Source organism: Rhodococcus sp. NPDC078407, assembly GCF_044542515.1.
Lineage (GTDB): Bacteria > Actinomycetota > Actinomycetes > Mycobacteriales > Mycobacteriaceae > Rhodococcoides.
In genome coordinates this window covers 119,830-140,967 of the sequence record NZ_JBITUQ010000013.1, presented here as the reverse complement: position 1 = coordinate 140,967, position 21,138 = coordinate 119,830, and the positions used below count along the sequence as shown (strand labels likewise).

The following is a 21,138-nucleotide window of genomic DNA, read 5'->3' as shown; positions in this document are numbered from 1 at the left end:
TTTGTGGTTTGGGGGGGGTGTTTTTGGGGGGGGGGGGGGGGGGGGGGGGTGTGGTCGTGCGGTTTTTTTTTGGTGTTGGGGGGGGGGGGGGGGGGGGCCCGCCCCCCCCCCCCCCCCCCACCACTGCCTTGGCACCTCAACTGTCGAAGCCCAGACCCAGGGCATCCATTCCCTTGAGCCACAGGCCCCGTCGCCCCTCGTTGCGGTCCGCGCGGGCGAACTGCGCCCGCGTAATGTTGATGCCGATCGATTTGAAGGGCTCGGGCGGAAACGGTAACGGCTTGGTACGCACCATCTTCAGGCGTGTTCGTTCGGTGTCCTTGCCGTCCAGTAGATCGAGGGCGGTGCGAGCCCCGAAGTGCGACGCGCCGACGCCGAGGCCGGTGAACCCGGCCACCGAAGCCACCCGCCCGTTCATGCCGAGATCCCAGAATGCGCTGAATCGCGAGCACGTGTCGATCGATCCACCCCAGGCGTGGGTGGCGCGGATACCTTCGAGGGCGGGGAACACCTGCAGTAGGTGTTCGGCGAGCAATGCGAACTCTTCGGGATGCTGGGTTCGGCGTGGGTCGGTGTCGCTACCGTAGAAGTAGTGCGCGTCCCACCCGCCGAACAGAATGCGATTGTCCGCCGTCAACCGGAAGTAGTGAAATCTGTTGCCGGAGTCGGCCAATCCTTCGCGGCCGGACCATCCTATGTCGGCGAGCTGCGCCGACGTCAGTGGCTCGGTCATGATCACGTAGTCCCACACCGGGACGATCCAGTGACGGAGCTTGCGGCGCAACGACTTCGTTGCCGAGGTGGCCAGCAGAACCTTGGCTGCCTCGATGGAGCCGTAGCCGGTCTTCACTCGAATACCGTTGCCGGAACTACTGATCGAAAGAGCACGGGTGTTCTCGTGAATGCGAACGCCGAGTGACTGAGCTGCGTCGGCCAGGCCCCAGGCGAGCTTGGCGGGGTCGATCATCGCGACGTCGGGATCGAACAGTGCGCCACGTGCCATCGGTGACGTGATCCTTGACTGCACTGCATCGGCGTCGAGGTACTCCATCGGCTGCGACAGTCGCCTCCCCTCGTCGCCGAGCTCACGCAGGTCGTTAACCTGCCAGTCGAAATTCGCGATGTCGAGCTCGCCGGTGCGTTCGATGTCGGCGTCGATTTCGTACTTGTCCGCCGTCGCGCAGACCGCGTCGATTGTCTCGGTACCCATACGCAGCAGCTCGGGTAGTTCGTCGGCGTAGCGATCGAGTCCGTTGCTCAGTCCGTGCGTCAGGCTGGCCGCACAAAAGCCGCCGTTGCGTCCGGTTGCGCCCTCGGCGATGCGGTCGCCTTCGAGCAACACGATCGACCTGCCGGGGTTCTCTTCTACAGCATGCAGTGCCGCCCACAATCCGGTGAACCCGCCGCCGACGATGACGAGATCCGCTGCAGTCGAACCGGTATGCCGCGTCCGCGGTGCCGGGCGTTCGGGACGGTCGAGCCAGTAGGACTCCGGTGCCGCGCCCGCCACCATCGCCACGCCCCGGTCGGTGGGTGCGGTCGCCCATGATGCGCTCATCGGGCGTCCACCTGCGCGCGAAAATCGGCCGAAGCGAATACCGTTCGATGCCAGGCCTTTCGAGCCACACCGGTGATGTCGGTCATGACGTGCTTGACGGTGAGGTACTCGTCCAGCGAATAGCTCGACATATCCTTGCCGAAACCCGAGGCCCCGACACCGCCGTGCGGCATCTCGCTGATGATAGGAATGTGGTCGTTGATCCACACACAGCCTGCGGCGATCTCCCGCGTCGCTCGGCCCGCGCGGTAGACGTCCCTGGTCCAGGCAGAGGCGGCGAGCCCGAACTGGGTGTCGTTGGCGCGGCGGATCGCATCGTCGTCCCCGTGATGATTCGAGACCGTGAGCACCGGACCGAAAACCTCGTCGCGATAGATCTCGTCCTGCTCACCGACATCCGCGATCAGGGTAGGCGGATAGAAGGCACCCCTGCCCTCCGGAATGCGACCTCCGGTCACCACTCTCGCCCCCGCGTTCCGGGCCCGATCCACCATCGCCGCCACCCGATCTCGATGCGCGACGGAAATCAACGAGCCCATGTCGGTTGCCGGATCGGTCGGGTCTCCCACGACGACGCGTCCCATCAACTCGGCGACTCCGGCGACGAAGTCGTCGTACAGCGATTCGGCGACGATGGCGCGCGTGGCCGCCGTGCAATCCTGGCCACCGTTGATCAACGATCCTGCGACCGCGCCGTGAATCGCCGCGTCGAGATCCGCATCGTCGAACACCACCAGCGGCGCCTTGCCGCCCAACTCGAGCTGCACCCGAGTGCCGTGTGCGGCGGCCTGTGCCATGACTTTCCGACCTACGGGAGTGGAGCCGGTGAACGTCATGAGATCCAGGCCCGCGTGCGAGGACAGCGCGACCCCGGCGTCGTCTCCGGTCCCGGTGACGACGTTGAACACGCCGTCGGGAACACCTGCCTCGGTGGCCAGGCGCGCCAGACGCAGCGTGGTCAGTGGAGTGAGTTCACTGGGCTTGAGCACGACGGCGCACCCTGCCGCCAGAGCCGGAATTGCCTTCCACACCGCCATCTGCAACGGATAGTTCCACGGCGTGATCGACCCGACGACTCCGACGGCGCCGCGCCGGACGACCGAGGTGTGCTCACCCGAGTACTCCGCGGCAGCCTTGCCGTCCAGATGCCGCGCCGCACCGGCGAAGAACTCGATGTTGTCGATACTTCCCGGCACATCGAATTCCGCTGCCAGCCTGGTCGATTTCCCGGTCTGCGCCACTTCCTCGGCCACGAAGTTCTCGGCATCGGCCGAGACCAGACGCGCCAGTTCCATCAACACGGTGCTGCGGTGCGCAGGGGTGGCAGTGGACCAAGCAGGAAATGCCGACCGCGCATGTGCGAGTGCCGAATCGACGTCGGCGGCGGTGGCCAGACCGACGTGGGCGACGACAGTTCCGGTTGCGGGATCGTCGACCGCATACCGATCACCGCTACCGTCCAACGAGCGTCCACCAATCCAACAACCAGAAATGTTCGCCATGCCTGCAGAGTACCGTCGGATCCACGGATTCTCTCTGTTTCCAGCCTTTCGACAACTGATTCTGTCGTCCGAATCGACAATTGACACGCATTTCATCGTCCAAGGGTTGTGTTCACTACCGCCGCAGTGACAAGATCGACCCATGCCCGACCAACCACCCATCGCACTCGACGACGTCTCCAAGGCGATCATCGAGCAACTTCAGGAGGACGGGCGGCGCTCGTACGCTGCCATCGGCAAAGCCGTCGGACTGTCGGAAGCGGCTGTGCGTCAACGTGTTCAACGTCTGACGGATTCCGGCGTGATGCAGATCGTCGCGGTGACCGATCCGGTACAGGTCGGATTCAAGCGGCAGGCGATGATCGGGATCAGGTGCACCGGTGACAGTTACGCACTGTCCGAGGAACTGTCGGCGATCGACGCGATCGACTACGTCGTCCTCACTGCAGGGTCCTTCGACATCGTCGTGGAAGTGGTATGCGAGGACGACGAACAGCTTCTGCAAATTCTGAACAAGCAGATCCGCAGCCTGGACGGTGTCACCAGCACCGAAACGCTGGTCTATCTCAAACTCGTCAAGCAGCAATACAATTGGGGAACACGATGACGCGAACCACATCCGAGCTCGACGCCTCCGCAGCCAAGCACCTGTGGGGTCACTTCACCCGGCACGGCGCTGGGGTCACTCCCCCCATCATCACCCGCGGCGAGAGTTCGACCATCTGGGACTCGAACGGCAAGAGCTACATCGACGGACTGTCGGGCCTGTTCGTGGTGCAGGTGGGCCACGGCCGCGACGAGCTGGCCGAGGCCGCGGCCAAGCAGGCCAAGGAATTGGCGTTCTTTCCCCTGTGGTCGTACGTCACCGAGCCTGCCATCGAACTCGCCGAGCGGCTCGCCGGATACGCCCCGGGCGATCTGAACCGAGTCTTCTTCACCACCGGCGGCGGCGAGGCCGTCGAGAGCGCCTGGAAGCTCGCCAAGCAGTACTTCAAGAAGGTCGGCAAGCCCGGCAAGCACAAGGTGATCTCCCGATCCATCGCTTACCACGGCACCCCGCAGGGCGCGCTGGCCATCACCGGAATCCCGGCACTCAAGGAACCCTTCGAGCCGCTGACACCGGGTGCGTTCCGGGTGCCGAACACCAACATCTATCGCGCGCCCGCACCACTGGACACCGATCCGAAGGCGTTCGGAATCTGGGCTGCGGATCGCATCGCCGAGGCCATCGAATTCGAGGGCCCGGACACGGTCGCGGCGGTGTTTCTCGAGCCGGTTCAGAATGCCGGCGGCTGCTTCCCGCCTCCGCCCGGATACTTCGAGCGCGTGCGCGAAATCTGCGACCGCTACGACGTTCTGCTCGTCTCCGACGAAGTCATCTGCGCCTTCGGCCGCATCGGTTCGATGTTCGCGTGCAGCGACTTCGGCTACATTCCCGACATCATCACCTGCGCCAAGGGAATGACATCGGGATACTCTCCGATCGGCGCAATGATCGCCTCCGACAAGCTGTTCGAGCCGTTCGACGACGGAACGTCGAGTTTCGCCCACGGTTACACCTTCGGCGGTCACCCCGTCTCCGCCGCCGTTGCGCTGGCCAACCTCGACATCTTCGAGCGCGAGGGCATCAACGCACACGTGGCGGACAACGCACCCGCGTTCCGTTCGACGCTCGAGAAGCTGCACGACCTGCCGATCGTCGGAGACGTGCGCGGCGAAGGATTCTTCTACGGGATCGAATTGGTGAAGGACAAGACCACGAAGGAAACGTTCAGCGACGCAGAAGCAGAACGCATCCTCCGCGGATTCCTGTCCACGGCTCTGTTCGACGCCGGGCTGTACTGCCGCGCCGACGATCGCGGCGATCCGGTGGTGCAGTTGGCACCGCCGCTGATCTGTGGACAGAAGGAGTTCGACGAGATGGAACAGATACTGCGCAGCGTGCTGACCGAGGCCGGCAATCTGATCTGACCGAGCAGACCCGTCAGTGCCCGACGCGGTCGATGACCAGGGGCCTGGGCTCGACGGCCGTGGCACCGATCTCCCAGCTGGACTCGAGTGCCTGCTGCGCGTACTCGAAACGCTCGGGGGTGTCGGTGTACAGGGTGGCGAGCCGATACCCGGCCTTCACCCGATCGCCGGGCTTGGCGTGCAGCCGCACACCGGCCGCGCTCTGCACCGGCTCGCCCTGACGTTCTCGGCCCGCCCCGAGCCGCCACGCGGCGAGCCCGACGCCCATCGCGTCCAATCCGGTGACGACGCCGTCCTGTGTCGCAGTGAATTCCTGGCTTTCCCGGGCGACGGGCAGCGCGGCATCGGGATCGCCGCCCTGCGCGGCGATCATCGTTCGCCAGCGATCCATGGCCGAACCGTCGGCGAGTTTGTCGGCCGGATCGATGCCCTCGATTCCGGCCGCGGCAAGCATCGTGCGGGCCAGCGTGATCGTCAGCTCGACGATGTCGGCCGGGCCGCCCCCGGCGAGTACCTCCACGGACTCCTGTACTTCGAGCGCGTTGCCCGCAGTGAGCCCGAGTGGAACGTCCATGGCCGTCAGCACGGCCAGCGTGCGGACACCGGCATCGGTTCCGAGCTCGACCATCGCATTCGCGAGTTCACGCGCATCGTCTGCGTTCTTCATGAATGCGCCGGCACCGACCTTCACGTCCAGCACCAGCGCGCCGGTGCCCTCGGCGATCTTCTTGCTCATGATCGAGCTGGCGATCAGGGGAATCGATTCGACGGTGCCGGTCACGTCACGCAACGCGTAAAGCTTCTTGTCGGCCGGTGCCAGATCTGCACCGGCCGCGCACACGACCGCGCCCACCGCCGGATCGGCCAGGATGCGATGCATCTCCTCTCCGCTCAGATCCGCCCGCCACCCGGGGATGGACTCGAGCTTGTCGAGCGTTCCGCCGGTGTGCCCCAGACCCCGCCCCGACAGCTGCGGCACCGCTGCCCCGCACGCAGCGACGAGTGGGGCCAAGGGCAAGGTGATCTTGTCTCCGACACCGCCGGTCGAGTGCTTGTCGACGGTGGGCAGCGGGAGGGCGGAGAAGTCCATGCGGGTGCCGGAGGCGATCATTGCTCCGGTCCACGTACTCAGTTCACGACGAGACAATCCGCGCAACAGAATTGCCATTGCGAGTGCCGACATCTGTTCCGGTGCGACGGTTCCGCGAGTGAACTCCGCGATCACCCACTCGATCTGCTCGTCGTCGAGAACGCGGCCGTCGCGCTTGGCGCTGATGATCGATACGGCGTCAGGCATGGTTGTTCACGCGTCCTTCGTCGAGGTTGTCGGGGCCGAATGCGTCCGGAAGCAACTCTGCCAGTCGACGCGGCCCCGAGGTGGTGTCGACCAGCAGGTCCGGGCCGCCGAATTCGAACAGCAACTGTCGGCATCGCCCACACGGCATGAGGATCTCACGCCGAGAATCGCAGCAGGAGAAGGCCACGAGCCTGCCGCCCCCACTCGAGTGCAGGTTCGACACCAGCCCGCATTCGGCACAGAGCCCCAAACCGTATGAGACATTCTCCACATTGCACCCAGTGACTATCCGATCGTCGTCCACCAGGGCAGCCGCACCGACCGGAAAGTTCGAGTACGGTGCGTAAGCACGACGCATTGCCTCATGAGCATTGTCGCGCAACGTATTCCAGTCGATTTCCTTCATGGTGAACCATCCAATCACGGTGTCTGAATTGATGCAGAGATCCGCCCGAAAGTGCGTGCGCCAATTGGGAAGGCAAACCTAACACCGGATTTCGGCACCACAGGAACCTCGAGTCGAATTCGTTCCATGTTTCGAATGGGTTTACAGTTTCCAGTAAGCGGCTAGTACAACCAGCACTAGGGCCGAATCGCGACAAATCGAGTCAGGACAAGACCGGCTACCGGACTCGAAGCGTCCACCAACGACGTTGGAGGCATTGCACTCGATGAGTAGCACGACGGAAGTCGCTCCGGTCAAGGAGCGCAAGCGGTCTTTGTATCGCGGAGACCCGGGCATGTGGTCCTGGGTTCTGCACCGCATCACTGGCGTATTGGTTTTCTTCTTCCTGTTCGTCCACGTTCTCGACACGGCGATGGTTCGGGTCAATCCCGAAACCTACGACGCCATCATCGAGACGTACAAGACTCCGCTCGTCGGCCTGATGGAAATCGGCCTCGTCGCAGCAGTGTTGTACCACGCGTTGAACGGTATCCGCGTGATGCTGATCGACTTCTGGTCCAAGGGACCGCAGTACCAGAAGCCCATGCTGTGGGCGATCGCAGTCATCTGGCTCGTCGTCATGATCCCCGGCGCGGGACGAATCTTCTACAACATGTTCACGGCGGGTGGTCACTGATGTCGACGCAGGGTCCCGAGGCGAAGGTCCTCGGCACGAACTACGACCGTCCGGCCAGCCTGGCCAACCCGCGTACGCCGCGGCGTCAGAGCAAAGGCAACTTCGAGCTCTACGCGTGGCTGTTCATGCGCTTCTCCGGTCTGGCACTCGTCGTGCTGGTCCTGGGTCACATGTTCATCATGTTGATGCTCGACGACGGCGTGCACCGCATCAACTTCGCATTCGTCGCCGGTCGCTGGGCCAGCCCGTTCTGGCAGTTCTGGGATCTGACGATGCTGTGGCTGGCTCAGCTGCACGGTGGCAACGGCCTGCGCACGATCATCGCGGACTACTCCCGCAAGGATTCGACGCGATTCTGGCTGACCACGCTTCTCGTGCTGTCGATGATCCTCATCATGGGCGTCGGCACCTACGTCATCTTCACCTTCGATCCCAACATCTCGGCGAGCTAAGGACACTGACGCTTACATGCAGGAACATCGTTACGACGTACTGATCGTCGGCGCAGGCGGTGCCGGTATGCGTGCTGCGATCGAAGCCGGACCCCGTGCTCGCACCGCAGTGCTCACCAAGCTGTACCCCACGCGCTCGCACACCGGCGCAGCTCAGGGTGGCATGTGCGCCGCGCTGGCCAATGTCGAGGAAGACAACTGGGAGTGGCACACGTTCGACACCGTCAAGGGCGGCGACTACCTCGCCGACCAGGACGCGGTCGAGATCATGGCCAAGGAGGCCATCGATGCCGTTCTCGACCTCGAGAAGATGGGGCTTCCGTTCAACCGTACACCCGAGGGCAAGATCGACCAGCGTCGCTTCGGTGGCCACACCCGCGATCACGGCAAGGCCCCGGTGCGTCGTGCGTGCTACGCGGCCGACCGCACCGGCCACATGATTCTGCAGACGCTCTACCAGAACTGCGTCAAGCACGACGTCGAGTTCTACAACGAGTTCTACGCGCTGGATCTGTGTCTGACCGAGACCGACGACGGACCCGTGGCAACCGGCATCATTGCCTACGAGCTGTCCACCGGTGAGCTGCACATCTTCCACGCCAAGTCGATCATCTTCGCCACCGGCGGTTCGGGTCGTATCTACAAGACCACCTCCAATGCCCACACCCTCACCGGTGACGGCATGAGCATCGTGTTCCGCAAGGGTCTTCCCCTGGAAGACATGGAGTTCCACCAGTTCCACCCGACAGGTCTCGCCGGCCTGGGCATTCTCATCTCCGAGGCGGTGCGAGGCGAGGGCGGCATCCTGCGCAACGAGTCGGGCGAACGCTTCATGGAGCGCTACGCACCGACCATCAAGGACCTCGCGCCCCGCGACATCGTCGCGCGTTCGATGGTGCTCGAGGTGCTCGAAGGACGCGGCGGCGGGCCGAACAAGGACTACGTCTACATCGACGTCACGCACATTCCCGAGGAAGTTCTGGACGAGAAGCTCCCGGACATCATGGAGTTCTCGCGGACGTACCTCGGCGTCGACCCCGTCAAGGAGCCGGTGCCGGTCTACCCGACCTGCCACTACGCGATGGGCGGCATCCCCACCAAGATTCGCGGTGAGGTGCTGCGCAACAACGAGGACATCGTCCCCGGTCTCTATGCGGCCGGCGAGTGCGCCTGCGTCTCGGTGCACGGAGCCAACAGGCTCGGCACCAACTCGCTGCTCGACATCAACGTCTTCGGACGTCGTGCCGGCATCGCGGCGGCCGAGTACGCCAACTCCGTCGACTTCACCCCGCTCCCCGAGGAGCCGGCGAAGATGGTGCAGGACTGGCTCGAGACCATCCTGTCCGATCACGGGCACGAGCGCGTCGCGGACATCCGTTCCGAGATGCAGCAGTCGATGGACAACAACGCCTCAGTGTTCCGCACCGAAGAACGTCTCGAAACCGCACTCAAGGACGTTCGCGCACTCAAGGAGCGGTACAACAAGATCACCGTCGAGGACAAGGGCAAGCGCTACAACAGCGATCTGCTCGAGGCCATCGAACTCGGCTTCCTGCTCGAAATGGCCGAGGTCACGGTCGTCGGCGCACTCAACCGGAAGGAATCGCGCGGTGGACACGCCCGTGAGGACTACCCCGAGCGCAACGATGCCGAGTACATGAAGCACACCATGGCCTACAAAGAGGGCCAAGGTCTGCTCACCGAGATCCGCTTGGATTACAAGCCGGTAATCCAAACCCGCTACGAGCCGATGGAGCGGAAGTACTGATATGAGCGCCCCCACCCTGGACAAGAAGTCCAACGAGTCCAACCTGCCGGCCGTCCCCGAGGGCGCGGTGATGGTCAACCTGAAGATCGCACGCTTCAACCCCGAAAGCGGTGACGGTCAGCGCTGGGACACTTTCCAGGTCCCCACCCTGCCGACAGACCGTCTGCTCAACCTTCTGCACTACGTGAAGGGCTACTTGGACGGCACGCTGACGTTCCGTCGCTCGTGCGCACACGGTGTGTGCGGCAGCGATGCGATGCGCATCAACGGTGTCAACCGTCTCGCCTGCAAGGTGCTCATGCGCGACATGCTCCCCAAGGACTCGTCGAAGACGCTGAACATCACCATCGAGCCCATCAAGGGTCTTCCGGTGGAGAAGGACCTCATCGTCGACATGGAACCCTTCTTCGACGCGTTCCGCGCCGTGAAGCCGTTCCTGATGACGACGGGCAACGAGCCGACCCGTGAGCGGATCCAGTCCGCAGCGGACCGCGCCCGATTCGACGACACCACCAAGTGCATCCTGTGCGCGTGCTGCACTACCTCGTGCCCCGTGTTCTGGAGCGACGGCAGCTACTTCGGTCCGGCCGCCATCGTCAACGCACACCGATTCATCTTCGACAGCCGTGACGAGGGTGCAACCGAGCGTCTGGACATTCTCAACGACGTCGAGGGGGTGTGGCGTTGCCGCACCACCTTCAACTGCACCGACGCATGCCCTCGCGGTATTCAGGTAACCAAGGCAATTCAGGAAGTCAAGCGCGCGTTGCTCTTCGCTCGCTAGTTCCCGAACGTCACGACGCCCTCCGCGCACACGGTGCACGGAGGGCGTCGTCGTTCGTGGGGCGCGCCTCAGACGAACGCGCCGAAGCCCGTCACACCACGGCCGACGATCAGGTTGTTGATCTGTGCGGTGCCCTCGTAGGAGTAGAGCGCCTCGGCGTCGGCGAAGAATCTGATGACGTCGTGCTCGATCAGAATTCCGTTGCCGCCCATGATCTCTCGAGCCCAACTCACCACCTCGCGCAGCCGCGTCGTGCAGAACGTCTTGGCCAGCGCTGCGTGCTCGTCGTAGTGGATTCCGTTGTCCTGCAACTGCGATACACGAATGGCCATGCCGAGTGCGGCGGTGATGTTCGCCGTCATGCGTGCGATCAGGTCGGAGATGAGCTGGAAGGACGCGATCGGAGCTCCGAACTGTTCACGTTCCCGCGCGTAGGCGACGGCTCGCTCGTACGCGCCCATCATCACACCGACGGCCTGGAACGCCACACCACCGCGCGTCAAGCGGAGCACCTTCGCGGTATCGGCGAAAGTATTGGCCTCCGCCAGCTTGTTCTCGACCGGCACTCGGCAGTTCTCCAGATGCACGTCGGCGTTCTCCACCGCACGGAGCGAGTACTTGCCCTCGATCTTCTCGGCTCGGAATCCCTCGAACTGCTTCTCGACCACGAAGCCCTTGACCTCGCCGTCGGCCTCGTCTTTAGCGAAGACGATGGTCAGATCTGCGAAAGTCGCATTGCCGATCCAACGCTTGCTGCCATTGAGGATCCAGTGGTCGCCCTCGAGGCGGGCAGTGGTCTCCAACCCGCCCGCAACGTCGGAACCGCCGTGCGGTTCGGAGAGGCCGAAAGCACCGATCGTCTCCATACGGCGCATCGGAGGCAACCACCGCTCGCGTTGCTCCGCGGAGCCCAGAATCGAGATGCTGCTCATCGCCAGTGAACTGTGGACGCTGAACATCGTTCCCGTGGACGGATCGACGCGCGCGAACTCCATCTCGAGCCAGCCGGTGAGGAGCTTGCGTGAGGCCTTGCGGTCGTCGAACTCGTAACCCAGACCGGCTATCTCGAGTCCGGCGATCTTCGGCATCAGGTGCACCGGGGAGGCGGCCCTCTCCCAGAATTCGTTGGCTCGCGGCGCGACCTCGTCCTGCAGGAATCGGCGGGTCCGCAGGACCTTTTCGGTCTCGGCCTCGTCGAGCATGCTCTGGTACCCGTAGAAGTCGGATTCGAGAAAGTCCGGCGACAGTGGTCCGAGGGGCTCGTGCTCGCTCATGTTCGGCTCCTTCGTCTGGCAACGCCGTCCGGCACCGCTACCGATCTTCTACCCGCCGCGCCCGATTCTCACGCATGTACCGCCGCTAGGCAGGTCACCGACGCAGTTCGTCGGGGAGGGTCGCCAGTTCGTCGCCGCCTGCCATTTCCTCGGTGAGGTCGTCGAGCGAGATGTCGTCGTGCGCACAGTCCAACTTCTGGCGCCCACGGTCGAGGAGGACGACGAGCTGCGCCCCTATCGTGTGGCGTCCATGCGTGCGACTACCACCAGGCGGGGAAGATAATGTTGCTGTGGGAGCGACGGAGCGGGACCATGCTCGGTTTCGAAGGACAGCGATTCTGGTTGAACGGCAAGCTGACTCGAGTCCACCTCAGCGCACGCCGTCAGCCGAATACGGCGATCGGTTCCCCGAAGATTCCGTCGTCGGGTACGACTCCGAGTCCTGGGCCGGTCGGCAATCGAATGTGGCCGCCCTCGACGACAATGCCATTGTCGCTGTCGTAATGGCCGTCGATGTACGGCGCTGCGATCCAAACGCCCTCGTTGAGTCGAGGGTCCACGGTCGAGCCGATGTGTGTACACGCAGCTGCGTTGATGTCGCCGCCCCAGGCGTCGTCACAGGTGTGCGGCAGCGACACTGTCTCGCAAATGTCACGGAATATTGCCATGTTTCGGAGACCTCCGAGCCGCGTCAACTTCATTCCGAACCCCTCGCACAGCCGTTGCCCGGTGGCTCGAATTACTGTGGCGAGGTCGACTATGGATTCGTCGAGGTAGACCGCGTGATTCAGTTGACTCTTGATCGAGGTGATCTCTTCGATCGTGTTGCATGGCTGTTCGAGGATGAACGGTACGTCAGTGCATTCCCGACTCAGACGTAGCGCGTCCCGTGCGGTGAGCGCGCGGTTACCGTCGACGCCGAGCCGCATTCGATTACCGACTCGGTCCCATACTTTTCTGACCGTTTCGATGTCGGCCTCGATGGCGCGACCGCCGACCTTGATCTGCATGCGGGGCCATCCTTCGTCCGCCCGTTGGGCGGCCATATCCGCTACGGCGTCCGGCTCTCCGATGCCCGAGGCGTAGTACGACGGGACACGTTCGGTGACAGCGCCTCCGAGCAGGTCCGCGACTCGGACGTTCAAGGTCTTGCCGACGAGGTCGTATGCTGCAATATCGATCGCAGCCTTCGCGTACCGATGGCCGTTGAGCAAGGAATCCATTCGTCGGTGCAACAGGGTGGTCTGCTGGAGATTTGCGCCGATCAGGCCTGGCCCCATTTCCAGGAGGGCGGCTTGTGCTCCGGCGGCGTGGCTGGGTTGATACGTCGGGCCGATGGGGCACGATTCGCCCCATCCGACCACGCCGTTGTTCGCGGTGACGCGAACGACAGTGGTCTGCAGTTCGTCCACTGAGCCGCTGGCCATGATGTACGGGCCGCCCCTGACGGGCAGCTGGTGTGAATAGACAGCAATTTCGGCAATCTGCACGGGGACCTTTCGTTCACTTTTCGCCGTCGAATCCAGTCGGTGACCACCGTGCCACGACCGCACAGACCGCGATCGGCCCGCGCCGAAACCTCATTGCACTCCCTTTCCCACAGCCGCACCGACCTGATCACTGTGGGAAACGATCGATACCCGACACGCATCCTCGACGATTATCGGTCCGGTACCAAAATCGGTGTGCAGACCGCCGACATGAGAGAACTCTCATCTGCGATTCACGTGGCCACAATCCACCGTCATCAGACTCGTTCTTGTGCGAACCATCATTCTCGCGGCCCTGGGACTGCTCACGCTCGCCGTACTCGTCGCGGCATTGCTGACGACTCGGTCGACGGGCGAGCAGACCCCCTTGCCCGCACCCATCGTCGCACCCTCGGCACCCGTCCAATCCGCCCCGGCAACTCCGGGGCCCGTTCCCCCCGCACCGGGACCGGGCGATCCCGCAGCCACCGCGCCCGCCATCACGCCACAGCCGGTGGCACCGGACGGATTCGTGCCCCCGCCGCCGTTGCCGCCTGCCGACTGGGACGATGACTTCGACGACGACTGGGATGACGATGACGACGACGACTGACGCTGCTGCAAGACCGACCGCGTGATGCGGACGCGACTGCGCGCCCTGCGCCCGACGAGCGCTCGAAGCCGGATCTTCTCCTGGGTCCTGCTGCTGGTGCTGGCGTCTCTGGCAGCCGTCACCGTCACCACCTGGCTACTCATGATCCGCGCGACCGACAACCGCATGCGCGAATCGCTGCGCACCGAGATCGCAGAGTTCACCACCCTCACCGACGCAGGCGTCGATCCAGGAACCGGCGCACCGTTCGACGACATCGACGACGTGCTCCGCGTGGTGATCACCTACAACCTCGCCCGTCCCAACGAGAAATTCCTGGGCTACGTGGACGGCACTTTCGCCGTGCAGAGCAGACAACAGGCACCGGTGCGATTGTCCGACGACGCCGGCTTCACCGCCGAGGTCGCCGCCGTCACCGCTCCGGTCGAGGGTTCGTACTCGAGCGCCGCCGGTGAAGTGGTGTACCTCGCGGTGCCGGTGTCACTGGCGGGCGATCCGATCACCGGGGTCGTGGTCGCCGCCTACTTCGCCGACCAGGAACGCGCTTCTGCCGACGAGACCGCGACTCTGATGCTTCTCGTCGGCGGGGTCACCTCGGTACTGGCGGCAATGGGAGCGTGGTTCGTCGCGGGCCGCATCATGTCGCCGATCCGGCACATCACCGCCACCGCCCGAACGATCACCGAGACCGACCTGTCCGGCCGCATCACCGATGCCAGAACAGCGGGTCGAGGCGACGACATCGGAGCTCTGATCGACACACTGAACTCGATGCTCGACCGAATCGAGTCCGGCGCGGCGAGTCAGCGCAGATTCCTCGACGACGCAGGGCACGAGCTGCGCACTCCCATCACCATCGTCCGAGGTCACCTCGATGTGCTCGACCACCGCGACCCCGCCGACGTTCGAGACACCGTCACTCTCGTCGACGACGAACTCGACCGGATGAACCGGCTCGTCGGCGACCTGTTGCTGCTCACCCGGGCCGAGCAGACGAGCTTCGTCACGCCGGTGGTCACCGATGTCGACGCGCTCACTCGAAGCGTGTTCGACAAGGTGACGACCCTCGCCGACCGGGAATGGGTGCTCGAGGCGAGCGCGACCGTCCACGCACCGCTCGACGCGCAACGACTGACTCAGGCACTCCTGGCGTTGGCGGACAATGCAACTCACCACACGACACCCGGTAGTCGCGTCGGCATCGGATCACAATTGTCCGACGGTGACATCCGGTTCTGGGTCACCGACTCGGGCCCCGGAATCGAGCTCGACGAGCAAGAACGAATTTTCGAGCGCTTCGCCCGCGGTCGCAACGGGAGCAGACGCACCGAAGGTGCGGGACTCGGATTGTCCATCGTCACGGCAATCGCGCAGGCCCACCGTGGACGAGTGAGTGTCGGCAGCGCCCCCGGTCACGGTGCCACGTTCACCATCACGATCCCGCTGACCGACTCCCCTACCCCGCAGAAGGATCGACCATGGCCCGCATCCTGATCGCCGAAGACGAACCCCGCATCGCCTCGTTCGTTCAGAAAGGGCTGCGAGCGAGCGGTTTCAGTACAACGACCGTCTCCGACGGCAGATCCGCCTACGAACACGCCCGCAGCGGTGACTTCGATCTGGTGGTACTGGACATCGGTCTGCCGATCATGGACGGCTTCGAGGTTCTGCAGCGACTACGCGGCGAGCAGTGCGAGATTCCGGTGATCGTGTTGACCGCACGGGACAGCGTGCGGGACGTGGTGTCCGGTCTCGAGACCGGTGCCGACGACTACATGGCCAAACCGTTCCGATTCGAGGAACTACTGGCGCGCATTCGAGTTCGCTTGGATACCAAGCGGACCGCCGACACCACACAGCTCGCGGTAGCCGACCTCACCCTCGACCTGCGGACCCGGCGAGCGGTGGTGGGAGACCGCACCGTCGACCTGTCGGCCCGTGAGTTCGCCTTGGCCGAGACCTTCATGCGCCACCCCGGCCAGGTTCTCTCGCGAGAGCAGCTCCTCTCGCAGGTGTGGGGCTACGACTTCGATCCGGGCTCGAACGTAGTCGACGTCTACGTTCGCTACCTTCGGGCGAAGTTCGGTGCCGCTCGAATCGAAACCGTCCGCGGAATGGGATACCGACTGGCCGAGACATGAGCCCCGGCGAGACAGCAGTCCTTCCGAGACAGCTGCCCCGGTCGAGACAGCAGTGGCACCGGCCGGTGCCGACGCCACTGCTCGGGTATCAGTCGTCCCGGTCGTTGTCATCGTTGTCGTCGTCCAAATCGTCGTTCCGGTCGTCGTCGAGGTCATCGTCCAGGTCGTCCCGGTCGTCGTTCAGGTCGTCGTTGCGGTCATCCCGGTCGTCGTTGCGGTCATCCCGGTCGTCGTTGAGGTCGTCCCAGTCGTCGTCACGACCGTCCAGATCGTCGTTCCGATCATCCCAGTCGTCGTCGTAGCGGTCGTTCGGGATCTGGTTCGGCGCGGGCTGCTGAGGAGCTGCCGGCGGGTTCGGTGCCGAATCTGCCTCCGACAGAGGCTGTTCCACCGAGATCGAGGATGGCCGCTGCTGGGTTGGGTCATCGTCGGCAATCGCGAGCGCGCCGACGCTCCCGAGGGTGACGACAACGGCTGCTGCACCGACGATGACGAACTTTCCTGGCATTCTCATGTTGCGCTCCTTCGATCCGAGTTCTGTGGGCCACCGTTTCGGTGATGACTCAACAATCGCTGCCGAACGTGAGAACTACAGGAGCGCAACATGAGCGAGTTCTCATAGTGGAGAGAGGACCATGACGCGACGCGAGGTCGACAGACGGGCCGTTGTACGAGATGGCGTCCGGGGTACGCACTCGAGCGGCCGGTCGCACGAGGCTCGGCCGGTGGGTCGCCACCTCGACCGACCCCCGAGCGCTTATGGTGATGCGCGATGAAAAGGATTCGAGTGTGCGTGGCCGCGTCGGCAGTGACGATGGCTCTCGTCGGCATCGGCTGTGGACCGGCTCTGGCGCAACCCGCCGCCGAGCCACCCGCCGCGACGACGACACCGCCGTTCACGACGCCCGACACAGACAGCTGCCCGTTCGCCGCGTCACCGCCCCCGGCGATCGACCTCTCCGAGGTGCCGGCCCCAGGAAGCACTGCCCCGCAACCACTCCCGATACCTGCCGAGGCAGTCGGCGGGGATCGACTTGCCGAGTGTGGAGCGGTGCTGCCGAACGGAGCTCCCCCCTTGCCTGCCGATATCTCGGCCACCGGGTTCGTGGTGGCCGATATGGATTCCGGCTCCGTTCTGGCCGCCAAGGATCCGCACGGACGGCATCGGCCGGCGAGCACGATCAAGGTGCTACTGGCGATCGTCGCCCTCGACGAGCTGAACCTCGACACCCAGATCACCGCGACCGCAGAGGATGCCGATGCCGAGGGCAGCGCCGTCGGCATCGGAAAGGACGGCGTCTACACCAATCTCCAACTGATGCAGGGCCTGGTGATGGCCTCGGGAAACGATGCAGCACATGCGTTGGCAAGGCAGTTGGGCGGGGATGCGGCCACCGTGGACAAGATGAATGCGAAGGCCGCAGAACTGGGTGCACTCGACACTCGCACCGCCACGCCGTCCGGTCTCGACGGTCCGGGCATGGCAAGCTCTGCCTACGATCTGGCGTTGATCTACCGCGCGGCCATGCGTGATCCGACGTTCGCACAACTCATTTCGACCGAAAACGTTCAATTTCCCGGCTACCCGAAGGACCCCGCAATCCCGGACGACCAAGACCGGCCCGGATTCACCCTCTCCAACGACAATCAGCTGCTCTACAACTACGAAGGAGCACTCGGAGGAAAGACCGGGTACACCGACGATGCTCGCCAGACATTCGTCGCGGGAGCAGAACGGGGCGGTCGACGTCTCGTCGTGACGATCATGAAAGGCGACGTGCTGCCCATCCGCCCGTGGGAGCAAGCGGCGCGCCTGTTGGACTACGGGTTTGCCATGGATGCGAACGACACCGTGGGTGATCTCGTCGAACCGCAGTCGACGTCGGCGGTGACGAGTACGCGCTCGACCGCGGCGGCACCAACTCTTGCGCAGCCACCGGTGTCGGCGTCGGGGTCGGGGTCACGTCAGTCCGAGATGCAGGCCCAGGGCGACACAGTCGTTCGAATCGCGATAGGTGTCATCGGCGGGTTCGTGGTCATCGGATTGCTGTGGGGCGCACGCAAACTCTCACGCGGCCGCTGAGAGCACTGCCCTACTGCGGCGCCACCTCGACGTTCAGCGGCGTCGGTGGCGCAGGCCTGCGACACCGAGAGCTGCCAGGGCACCCGCGCCGACCAATGCCAACCCTCCTGTCACGCCGGGGCCTTCACTGACCTCGACCCTCGTGTTGATCACCGCCGGTTCCGGTGCCGGAACGTGAGCTTCGGCCAGGCTTTCGCGAGTGGTCGCGGCAAAGGACGTCGAGAACAGCACGAGCCGAGAGGTCGTGAAGACGAACACCAACAGGCCGATGATGGGTCCGAACACCACTCCCGCCGGGCCGCTCGTCACCGATCCCAAATAGAGGGCACCGAGTTGCTTGAAGATCTCGAACCCGATCGCGGCCAGCAGAGCGCCCTGGGCCGCGCTGCGCCAGGACACAGGCTCGCGCGGCAGGCGTGAGATCACCCAGGTGAACAGTGCCCAGGTGCCAGCCAATGCGAGAAGCACCGAGAATGCGCGCAGCGCGACTCCGACTCCAGGAACGGCGTCGAGGTTCGCCCATTCGAGAATGCTGCGCATGACGCCGCCGCCGGCCAGCGCCGAGAGACCCAGCGACAGCACCAGAGCCGTACCGAGACCGAGTAGTGCGGCGAAATCCTTGGCTTTGGTGGCCAGAAAACCACCCTGCTCGTGCTGGCTCTCCCACATGGCGGTCAGCGCCTCACGCAGATTTGCGATCCACCCGAGACCGGCGTAGAGGGCACCGAGTAAACCGATGAGGCCGACACTCGTGCGTGATTCGATGGCCGTCTCGATCAGAGAATTTATCGTCTCACCGAAGCTCCCCGGTACGTTGCTGGCGATCTGGGACTGGATCTCGGCAAGCCACTCGGGCTGATTGACGAGCACGAAGCCGGCGATCGCGAACGCGACCATCAGCAACGGAAACAACGCCAGCACACTGAAGTACGTCATACCGGCCGCGTAGTAGTCACCCTTCTGACCCTGATAACGCTGCGCCGCAACGACGGTGTGGTCCAGCCACGGCCACCGGGCACGCCGGTCGTCGAGCATGGCCTTGAAATCGGGCATCGCGCTCACCTTTTCGCTGTCGTCGGCTGCTGTCGGAGAGAGTCGTCGCATCGCTGCGCCGCGAAACCCGGCGTGGAGTAGATGCTAGGCACCGGGAGGCAGGAAACCCACCCGGTCGTAGACCTGAGCGAGCGTTCGACTTGCCACTTCCCTGGCACGATCCGCACCGGCCGCGAGGATGCGGTCGAGTTCGGTCACATCGGCTATGAACCCGTCCATCCGCTCCCGCAAGGGAACGACGAACTCGGTCAGCACGTCGGCGGTGTCGGACTTGAGGTCGCCGTACCCTTTGCCCGCGTACCCGGCCACCAGATCGTCGATGCTCGCGCCGGACAGTGCAGCCTGAACGACCAGCAGGTTGCTGACGCCTGCCTTGTTCTGCGGATCGAACGCGATCTCGCGTTCGTTGTCCGTCACTGCCGAACGGATCTTCTTCGCCGACACCTTCGGATCGTCGAGAATGTTGACGATGCCGGCCGGATTCGACGATGACTTGCTCATCTTCGCGGTGGGATCCTGCAGATCGAAGATCTTCGCGGTGCCCTTGATGATGTGCGCATCGGGCACGACGAACGTCTTCTTGAACCGAGTATTGAAACGCTGCGCCAGATCACGAGTCAACTCGAGGTGTTGCCGCTGATCCTCGCCCACGGGTACCAGATTCGGCCGATAGAGCAGAATGTCGGCGGCCTGCAGAATCGGGTAGGTGAACAGTCCGACGCTGGTGTGATCGCGACCCTGCTTGGCGGACTTGTCCTTGAACTGCGTCATCCGCGCCGCTTCGCCGAACCCGGTGATGCAGTTCAGAACCCACGCCAACTGCGCGTGCTCGGGTACCTGACTCTGCACGAACAGCGTCGACTTCTCCGGATCGATTCCCACCGCGAGCAACTGCGCCGCGGCCACTCGGGTGCGGTGCCGAAGCTCCTTGGGGTCCTGCGGAACGGTGATCGCATGCAGGTCCGGAATGAAATAGAACGCGTCGAACTCGTCCTGCAACTCCACCCAGTTCCGCACTGCACCCAGATAATTACCGAGATGGAACGAATCGGCAGTCGGTTGGATGCCCGAGAGCACCCGCCGACGCGGACCCTGCGGAGTGTCGAGGGAGTCGGAAGAAGACATGACGCAATCTTTTCACGGCCCCCCGGGCACCTGGCTTCTGCGTGCCAACCCGATCACTCCGCAGGCTCCGCTTCGCAACGTAGATCACTCCGCAGGCTCCGCTTCGCAACGTAGATCACTCCGCAGGCTCCGCTCTAGCGGTAGCGCACTGTCACCGGCGCATGATCGGACCACCGCTGGTCGTATGCCTCGGCCCGCTCCGTGATCGCTTCCTTGGCGCGCTCGGCCAGGTCTCTCGTTGCCAGTTGATAGTCGATGCGCCACCCTGCGTCGTTGTCGAAGGCCTTGCCGCGATAGGACCACCAGCTGTACGGACCTTCGACTCCCGGGTGCAACGCCCGTACGACATCGGTCCAGGGGGCCTTCTCGGCGAGCAACCGCGTCACCCACTCGCGTTCCTCGGGCAGGAAGCCGGAGTTCTTGCGGTTGGTCTTCCATGCCTTCAAATCCGCCTCGGTGTGGGCGATGTTCCAATCGCCGCACACCACCACGTCTCGGTCGGCGGACTTCGCAGCTTTCGACGTCTTGGCCAGATACTTCGCGAACGCCGCCATGAAGCGTTCCTTCTCGTCCTGACGCTCCGTGCCCACCTCACCCGACGGCAGGTAGAGGCTTGCCACGGTGACGTCGCCGTAGTCGCCCTCGATGTAGCGACCCACATCGGCGAATTCGGCCGCTCCGATACCGGTGCGAACCGCATCGGGGGCGGCCTTCGACAACAGGGCCACCCCGTTGCGCCCCTTTGCAGACGGCTCGGCCGAGGCCAGGTGCCAGCCCGCATCGAGGGCCGGGGCCAGCGCCTTGGTCAATTCCCCGTCGTTGGCACGGGTCTCCTGCAGGCAGATGACGTCCGCATCGGTGGCCTCGAGCCACGGCAGCATGCCCTTGCGAGCAGCAGCGCGGATTCCGTTGACGTTGACTGTGGAAATTGTGATCGGCACGCCGACGACCGTAGCGGAGGTCACC

General features: G+C 64.1%; 20 protein-coding genes and 1 pseudogene. 10 read left to right on the top strand and 11 right to left on the bottom strand.

All coding sequences use genetic code 11. The features are described from left to right. Positions 1 to 136: 136 nt before the first annotated feature. Positions 137 to 1,558, bottom strand: a complete 1,422-nt coding sequence (locus ACIGGF_RS15265) for an NAD(P)/FAD-dependent oxidoreductase (protein WP_397522100.1) — start codon at positions 1,556 to 1,558, stop codon at positions 137 to 139. Beyond that, complete coding sequence (locus ACIGGF_RS15260; RefSeq protein WP_397522099.1) at positions 1,555 to 3,060, bottom strand: gamma-aminobutyraldehyde dehydrogenase; 1,506 nt, start codon at positions 3,058 to 3,060, stop codon at positions 1,555 to 1,557. The genes ACIGGF_RS15265 and ACIGGF_RS15260 overlap by 4 nt, the downstream gene beginning before the upstream one ends. A 142-nt stretch (positions 3,061 to 3,202) precedes the next feature. Here ACIGGF_RS15260 and ACIGGF_RS15255 point away from each other — a divergent pair, with 142 nt between their 5' ends. Together ACIGGF_RS15255 and ACIGGF_RS15250 are read left to right on the top strand one after the other, a co-directional pair. After that, positions 3,203 to 3,667: an Lrp/AsnC family transcriptional regulator gene (locus ACIGGF_RS15255; RefSeq protein ID WP_397522098.1), complete on the top strand. Its 465-nt coding sequence runs from the start codon at positions 3,203 to 3,205 to the stop codon at positions 3,665 to 3,667. Then, positions 3,664 to 5,031: an aspartate aminotransferase family protein gene (locus ACIGGF_RS15250; protein WP_397522097.1), complete on the top strand. Its 1,368-nt coding sequence runs from the start codon at positions 3,664 to 3,666 to the stop codon at positions 5,029 to 5,031. Before ACIGGF_RS15255 ends, ACIGGF_RS15250 begins: the two co-directional genes overlap by 4 nt. A 13-nt stretch (positions 5,032 to 5,044) precedes the next feature. Here the strand turns inward: ACIGGF_RS15250 and ACIGGF_RS15245 are convergent, their stop codons facing one another. After that, the gene (locus ACIGGF_RS15245; RefSeq protein ID WP_397522096.1) at positions 5,045 to 6,328 is read right to left on the bottom strand and encodes a thymidine phosphorylase; all 1,284 of its coding nucleotides are present in this window, start codon (positions 6,326 to 6,328) and stop codon (positions 5,045 to 5,047) included. Continuing rightward, positions 6,321 to 6,734, bottom strand: coding sequence for a cytidine deaminase (locus ACIGGF_RS15240; RefSeq protein ID WP_397522095.1), 414 nt, complete (start codon positions 6,732 to 6,734; stop codon positions 6,321 to 6,323). The genes ACIGGF_RS15245 and ACIGGF_RS15240 overlap by 8 nt, the downstream gene beginning before the upstream one ends. 265 nt (positions 6,735 to 6,999) lie before the next feature. Here ACIGGF_RS15240 and sdhC point away from each other — a divergent pair, with 265 nt between their 5' ends. From sdhC to ACIGGF_RS15220, 4 genes are read left to right on the top strand one after another with little or no spacing between them, the layout of a single operon-like run. Continuing rightward, positions 7,000 to 7,410 carry a succinate dehydrogenase, cytochrome b556 subunit gene (gene sdhC, locus ACIGGF_RS15235; RefSeq protein ID WP_082898767.1) on the top strand — a complete coding sequence of 137 codons (411 nt, stop codon included), beginning with the start codon at positions 7,000 to 7,002 and terminating at the stop codon, positions 7,408 to 7,410. After that, on the top strand, positions 7,410 to 7,862 hold the full coding sequence (locus tag ACIGGF_RS15230) for a succinate dehydrogenase hydrophobic membrane anchor subunit (protein ID WP_397522094.1): 453 nt from the start codon (positions 7,410 to 7,412) through the stop codon (positions 7,860 to 7,862). The genes sdhC and ACIGGF_RS15230 overlap by 1 nt, the downstream gene beginning before the upstream one ends. A gap of 16 nt (positions 7,863 to 7,878) precedes the next feature. Continuing rightward, complete coding sequence (gene sdhA, locus ACIGGF_RS15225) at positions 7,879 to 9,630, top strand: succinate dehydrogenase flavoprotein subunit (RefSeq protein ID WP_397522093.1); 1,752 nt, start codon at positions 7,879 to 7,881, stop codon at positions 9,628 to 9,630. Between the two features lies 1 nt (position 9,631). After that, the gene (locus tag ACIGGF_RS15220; RefSeq protein ID WP_397522092.1) at positions 9,632 to 10,414 is read left to right on the top strand and encodes a succinate dehydrogenase iron-sulfur subunit; all 783 of its coding nucleotides are present in this window, start codon (positions 9,632 to 9,634) and stop codon (positions 10,412 to 10,414) included. 68 nt (positions 10,415 to 10,482) lie between these two features. Here ACIGGF_RS15220 and ACIGGF_RS15215 read toward each other — a convergent pair whose 3' ends face one another. From ACIGGF_RS15215 to ACIGGF_RS15205, 3 genes and pseudogenes are all read right to left on the bottom strand, one after another. Beyond that, complete coding sequence (locus tag ACIGGF_RS15215) at positions 10,483 to 11,688, bottom strand: acyl-CoA dehydrogenase family protein (protein ID WP_397522091.1); 1,206 nt, start codon at positions 11,686 to 11,688, stop codon at positions 10,483 to 10,485. Positions 11,689 to 11,782: 94 nt separating this feature from the next. After that, positions 11,783 to 11,908: pseudogene (locus ACIGGF_RS15210) on the bottom strand (sugar ABC transporter ATP-binding protein); the annotation flags it as partial. Positions 11,909 to 12,071: 163 nt separating this feature from the next. After that, positions 12,072 to 13,178, bottom strand: coding sequence for a mandelate racemase/muconate lactonizing enzyme family protein (locus tag ACIGGF_RS15205; protein WP_397522090.1), 1,107 nt, complete (start codon positions 13,176 to 13,178; stop codon positions 12,072 to 12,074). 271 nt (positions 13,179 to 13,449) lie between these two features. On the opposite strand from ACIGGF_RS15205, the gene ACIGGF_RS15200 reads away from it, so the two are divergent. The 3 genes from ACIGGF_RS15200 to ACIGGF_RS15190 are packed head-to-tail and all read left to right on the top strand — an operon-like array spanning position 13,450 to position 15,911. Next, the gene (locus tag ACIGGF_RS15200) at positions 13,450 to 13,770 is read left to right on the top strand and encodes a hypothetical protein (RefSeq protein WP_397522089.1); all 321 of its coding nucleotides are present in this window, start codon (positions 13,450 to 13,452) and stop codon (positions 13,768 to 13,770) included. Positions 13,771 to 13,794: 24 nt separating this feature from the next. Beyond that, positions 13,795 to 15,264: a sensor histidine kinase gene (locus ACIGGF_RS15195; protein ID WP_397522088.1), complete on the top strand. Its 1,470-nt coding sequence runs from the start codon at positions 13,795 to 13,797 to the stop codon at positions 15,262 to 15,264. Continuing rightward, positions 15,249 to 15,911: a response regulator transcription factor gene (locus ACIGGF_RS15190; protein ID WP_397522087.1), complete on the top strand. Its 663-nt coding sequence runs from the start codon at positions 15,249 to 15,251 to the stop codon at positions 15,909 to 15,911. Before ACIGGF_RS15195 ends, ACIGGF_RS15190 begins: the two co-directional genes overlap by 16 nt. A gap of 88 nt (positions 15,912 to 15,999) precedes the next feature. Here the strand turns inward: ACIGGF_RS15190 and ACIGGF_RS15185 are convergent, their stop codons facing one another. Beyond that, positions 16,000 to 16,425, bottom strand: a complete 426-nt coding sequence (locus tag ACIGGF_RS15185; protein ID WP_397522086.1) for a hypothetical protein — start codon at positions 16,423 to 16,425, stop codon at positions 16,000 to 16,002. A gap of 258 nt (positions 16,426 to 16,683) precedes the next feature. Here ACIGGF_RS15185 and ACIGGF_RS15180 point away from each other — a divergent pair, with 258 nt between their 5' ends. Further along, positions 16,684 to 17,994: a D-alanyl-D-alanine carboxypeptidase family protein gene (locus ACIGGF_RS15180; RefSeq protein ID WP_397522085.1), complete on the top strand. Its 1,311-nt coding sequence runs from the start codon at positions 16,684 to 16,686 to the stop codon at positions 17,992 to 17,994. A 33-nt stretch (positions 17,995 to 18,027) separates the two neighbouring features. Here the strand turns inward: ACIGGF_RS15180 and yhjD are convergent, their stop codons facing one another. From yhjD to ACIGGF_RS15165, 3 genes are all read right to left on the bottom strand, one after another. After that, the gene (gene yhjD, locus ACIGGF_RS15175) at positions 18,028 to 19,047 is read right to left on the bottom strand and encodes an inner membrane protein YhjD (RefSeq protein ID WP_397522084.1); all 1,020 of its coding nucleotides are present in this window, start codon (positions 19,045 to 19,047) and stop codon (positions 18,028 to 18,030) included. 84 nt (positions 19,048 to 19,131) lie between these two features. Then, positions 19,132 to 20,172, bottom strand: coding sequence for a tryptophan--tRNA ligase (gene trpS, locus ACIGGF_RS15170; RefSeq protein WP_397522083.1), 1,041 nt, complete (start codon positions 20,170 to 20,172; stop codon positions 19,132 to 19,134). Between the two features lie 134 nt (positions 20,173 to 20,306). Continuing rightward, complete coding sequence (locus ACIGGF_RS15165; protein WP_397522082.1) at positions 20,307 to 21,113, bottom strand: exodeoxyribonuclease III; 807 nt, start codon at positions 21,111 to 21,113, stop codon at positions 20,307 to 20,309. Positions 21,114 to 21,138: the final 25 nt, after the last annotated feature.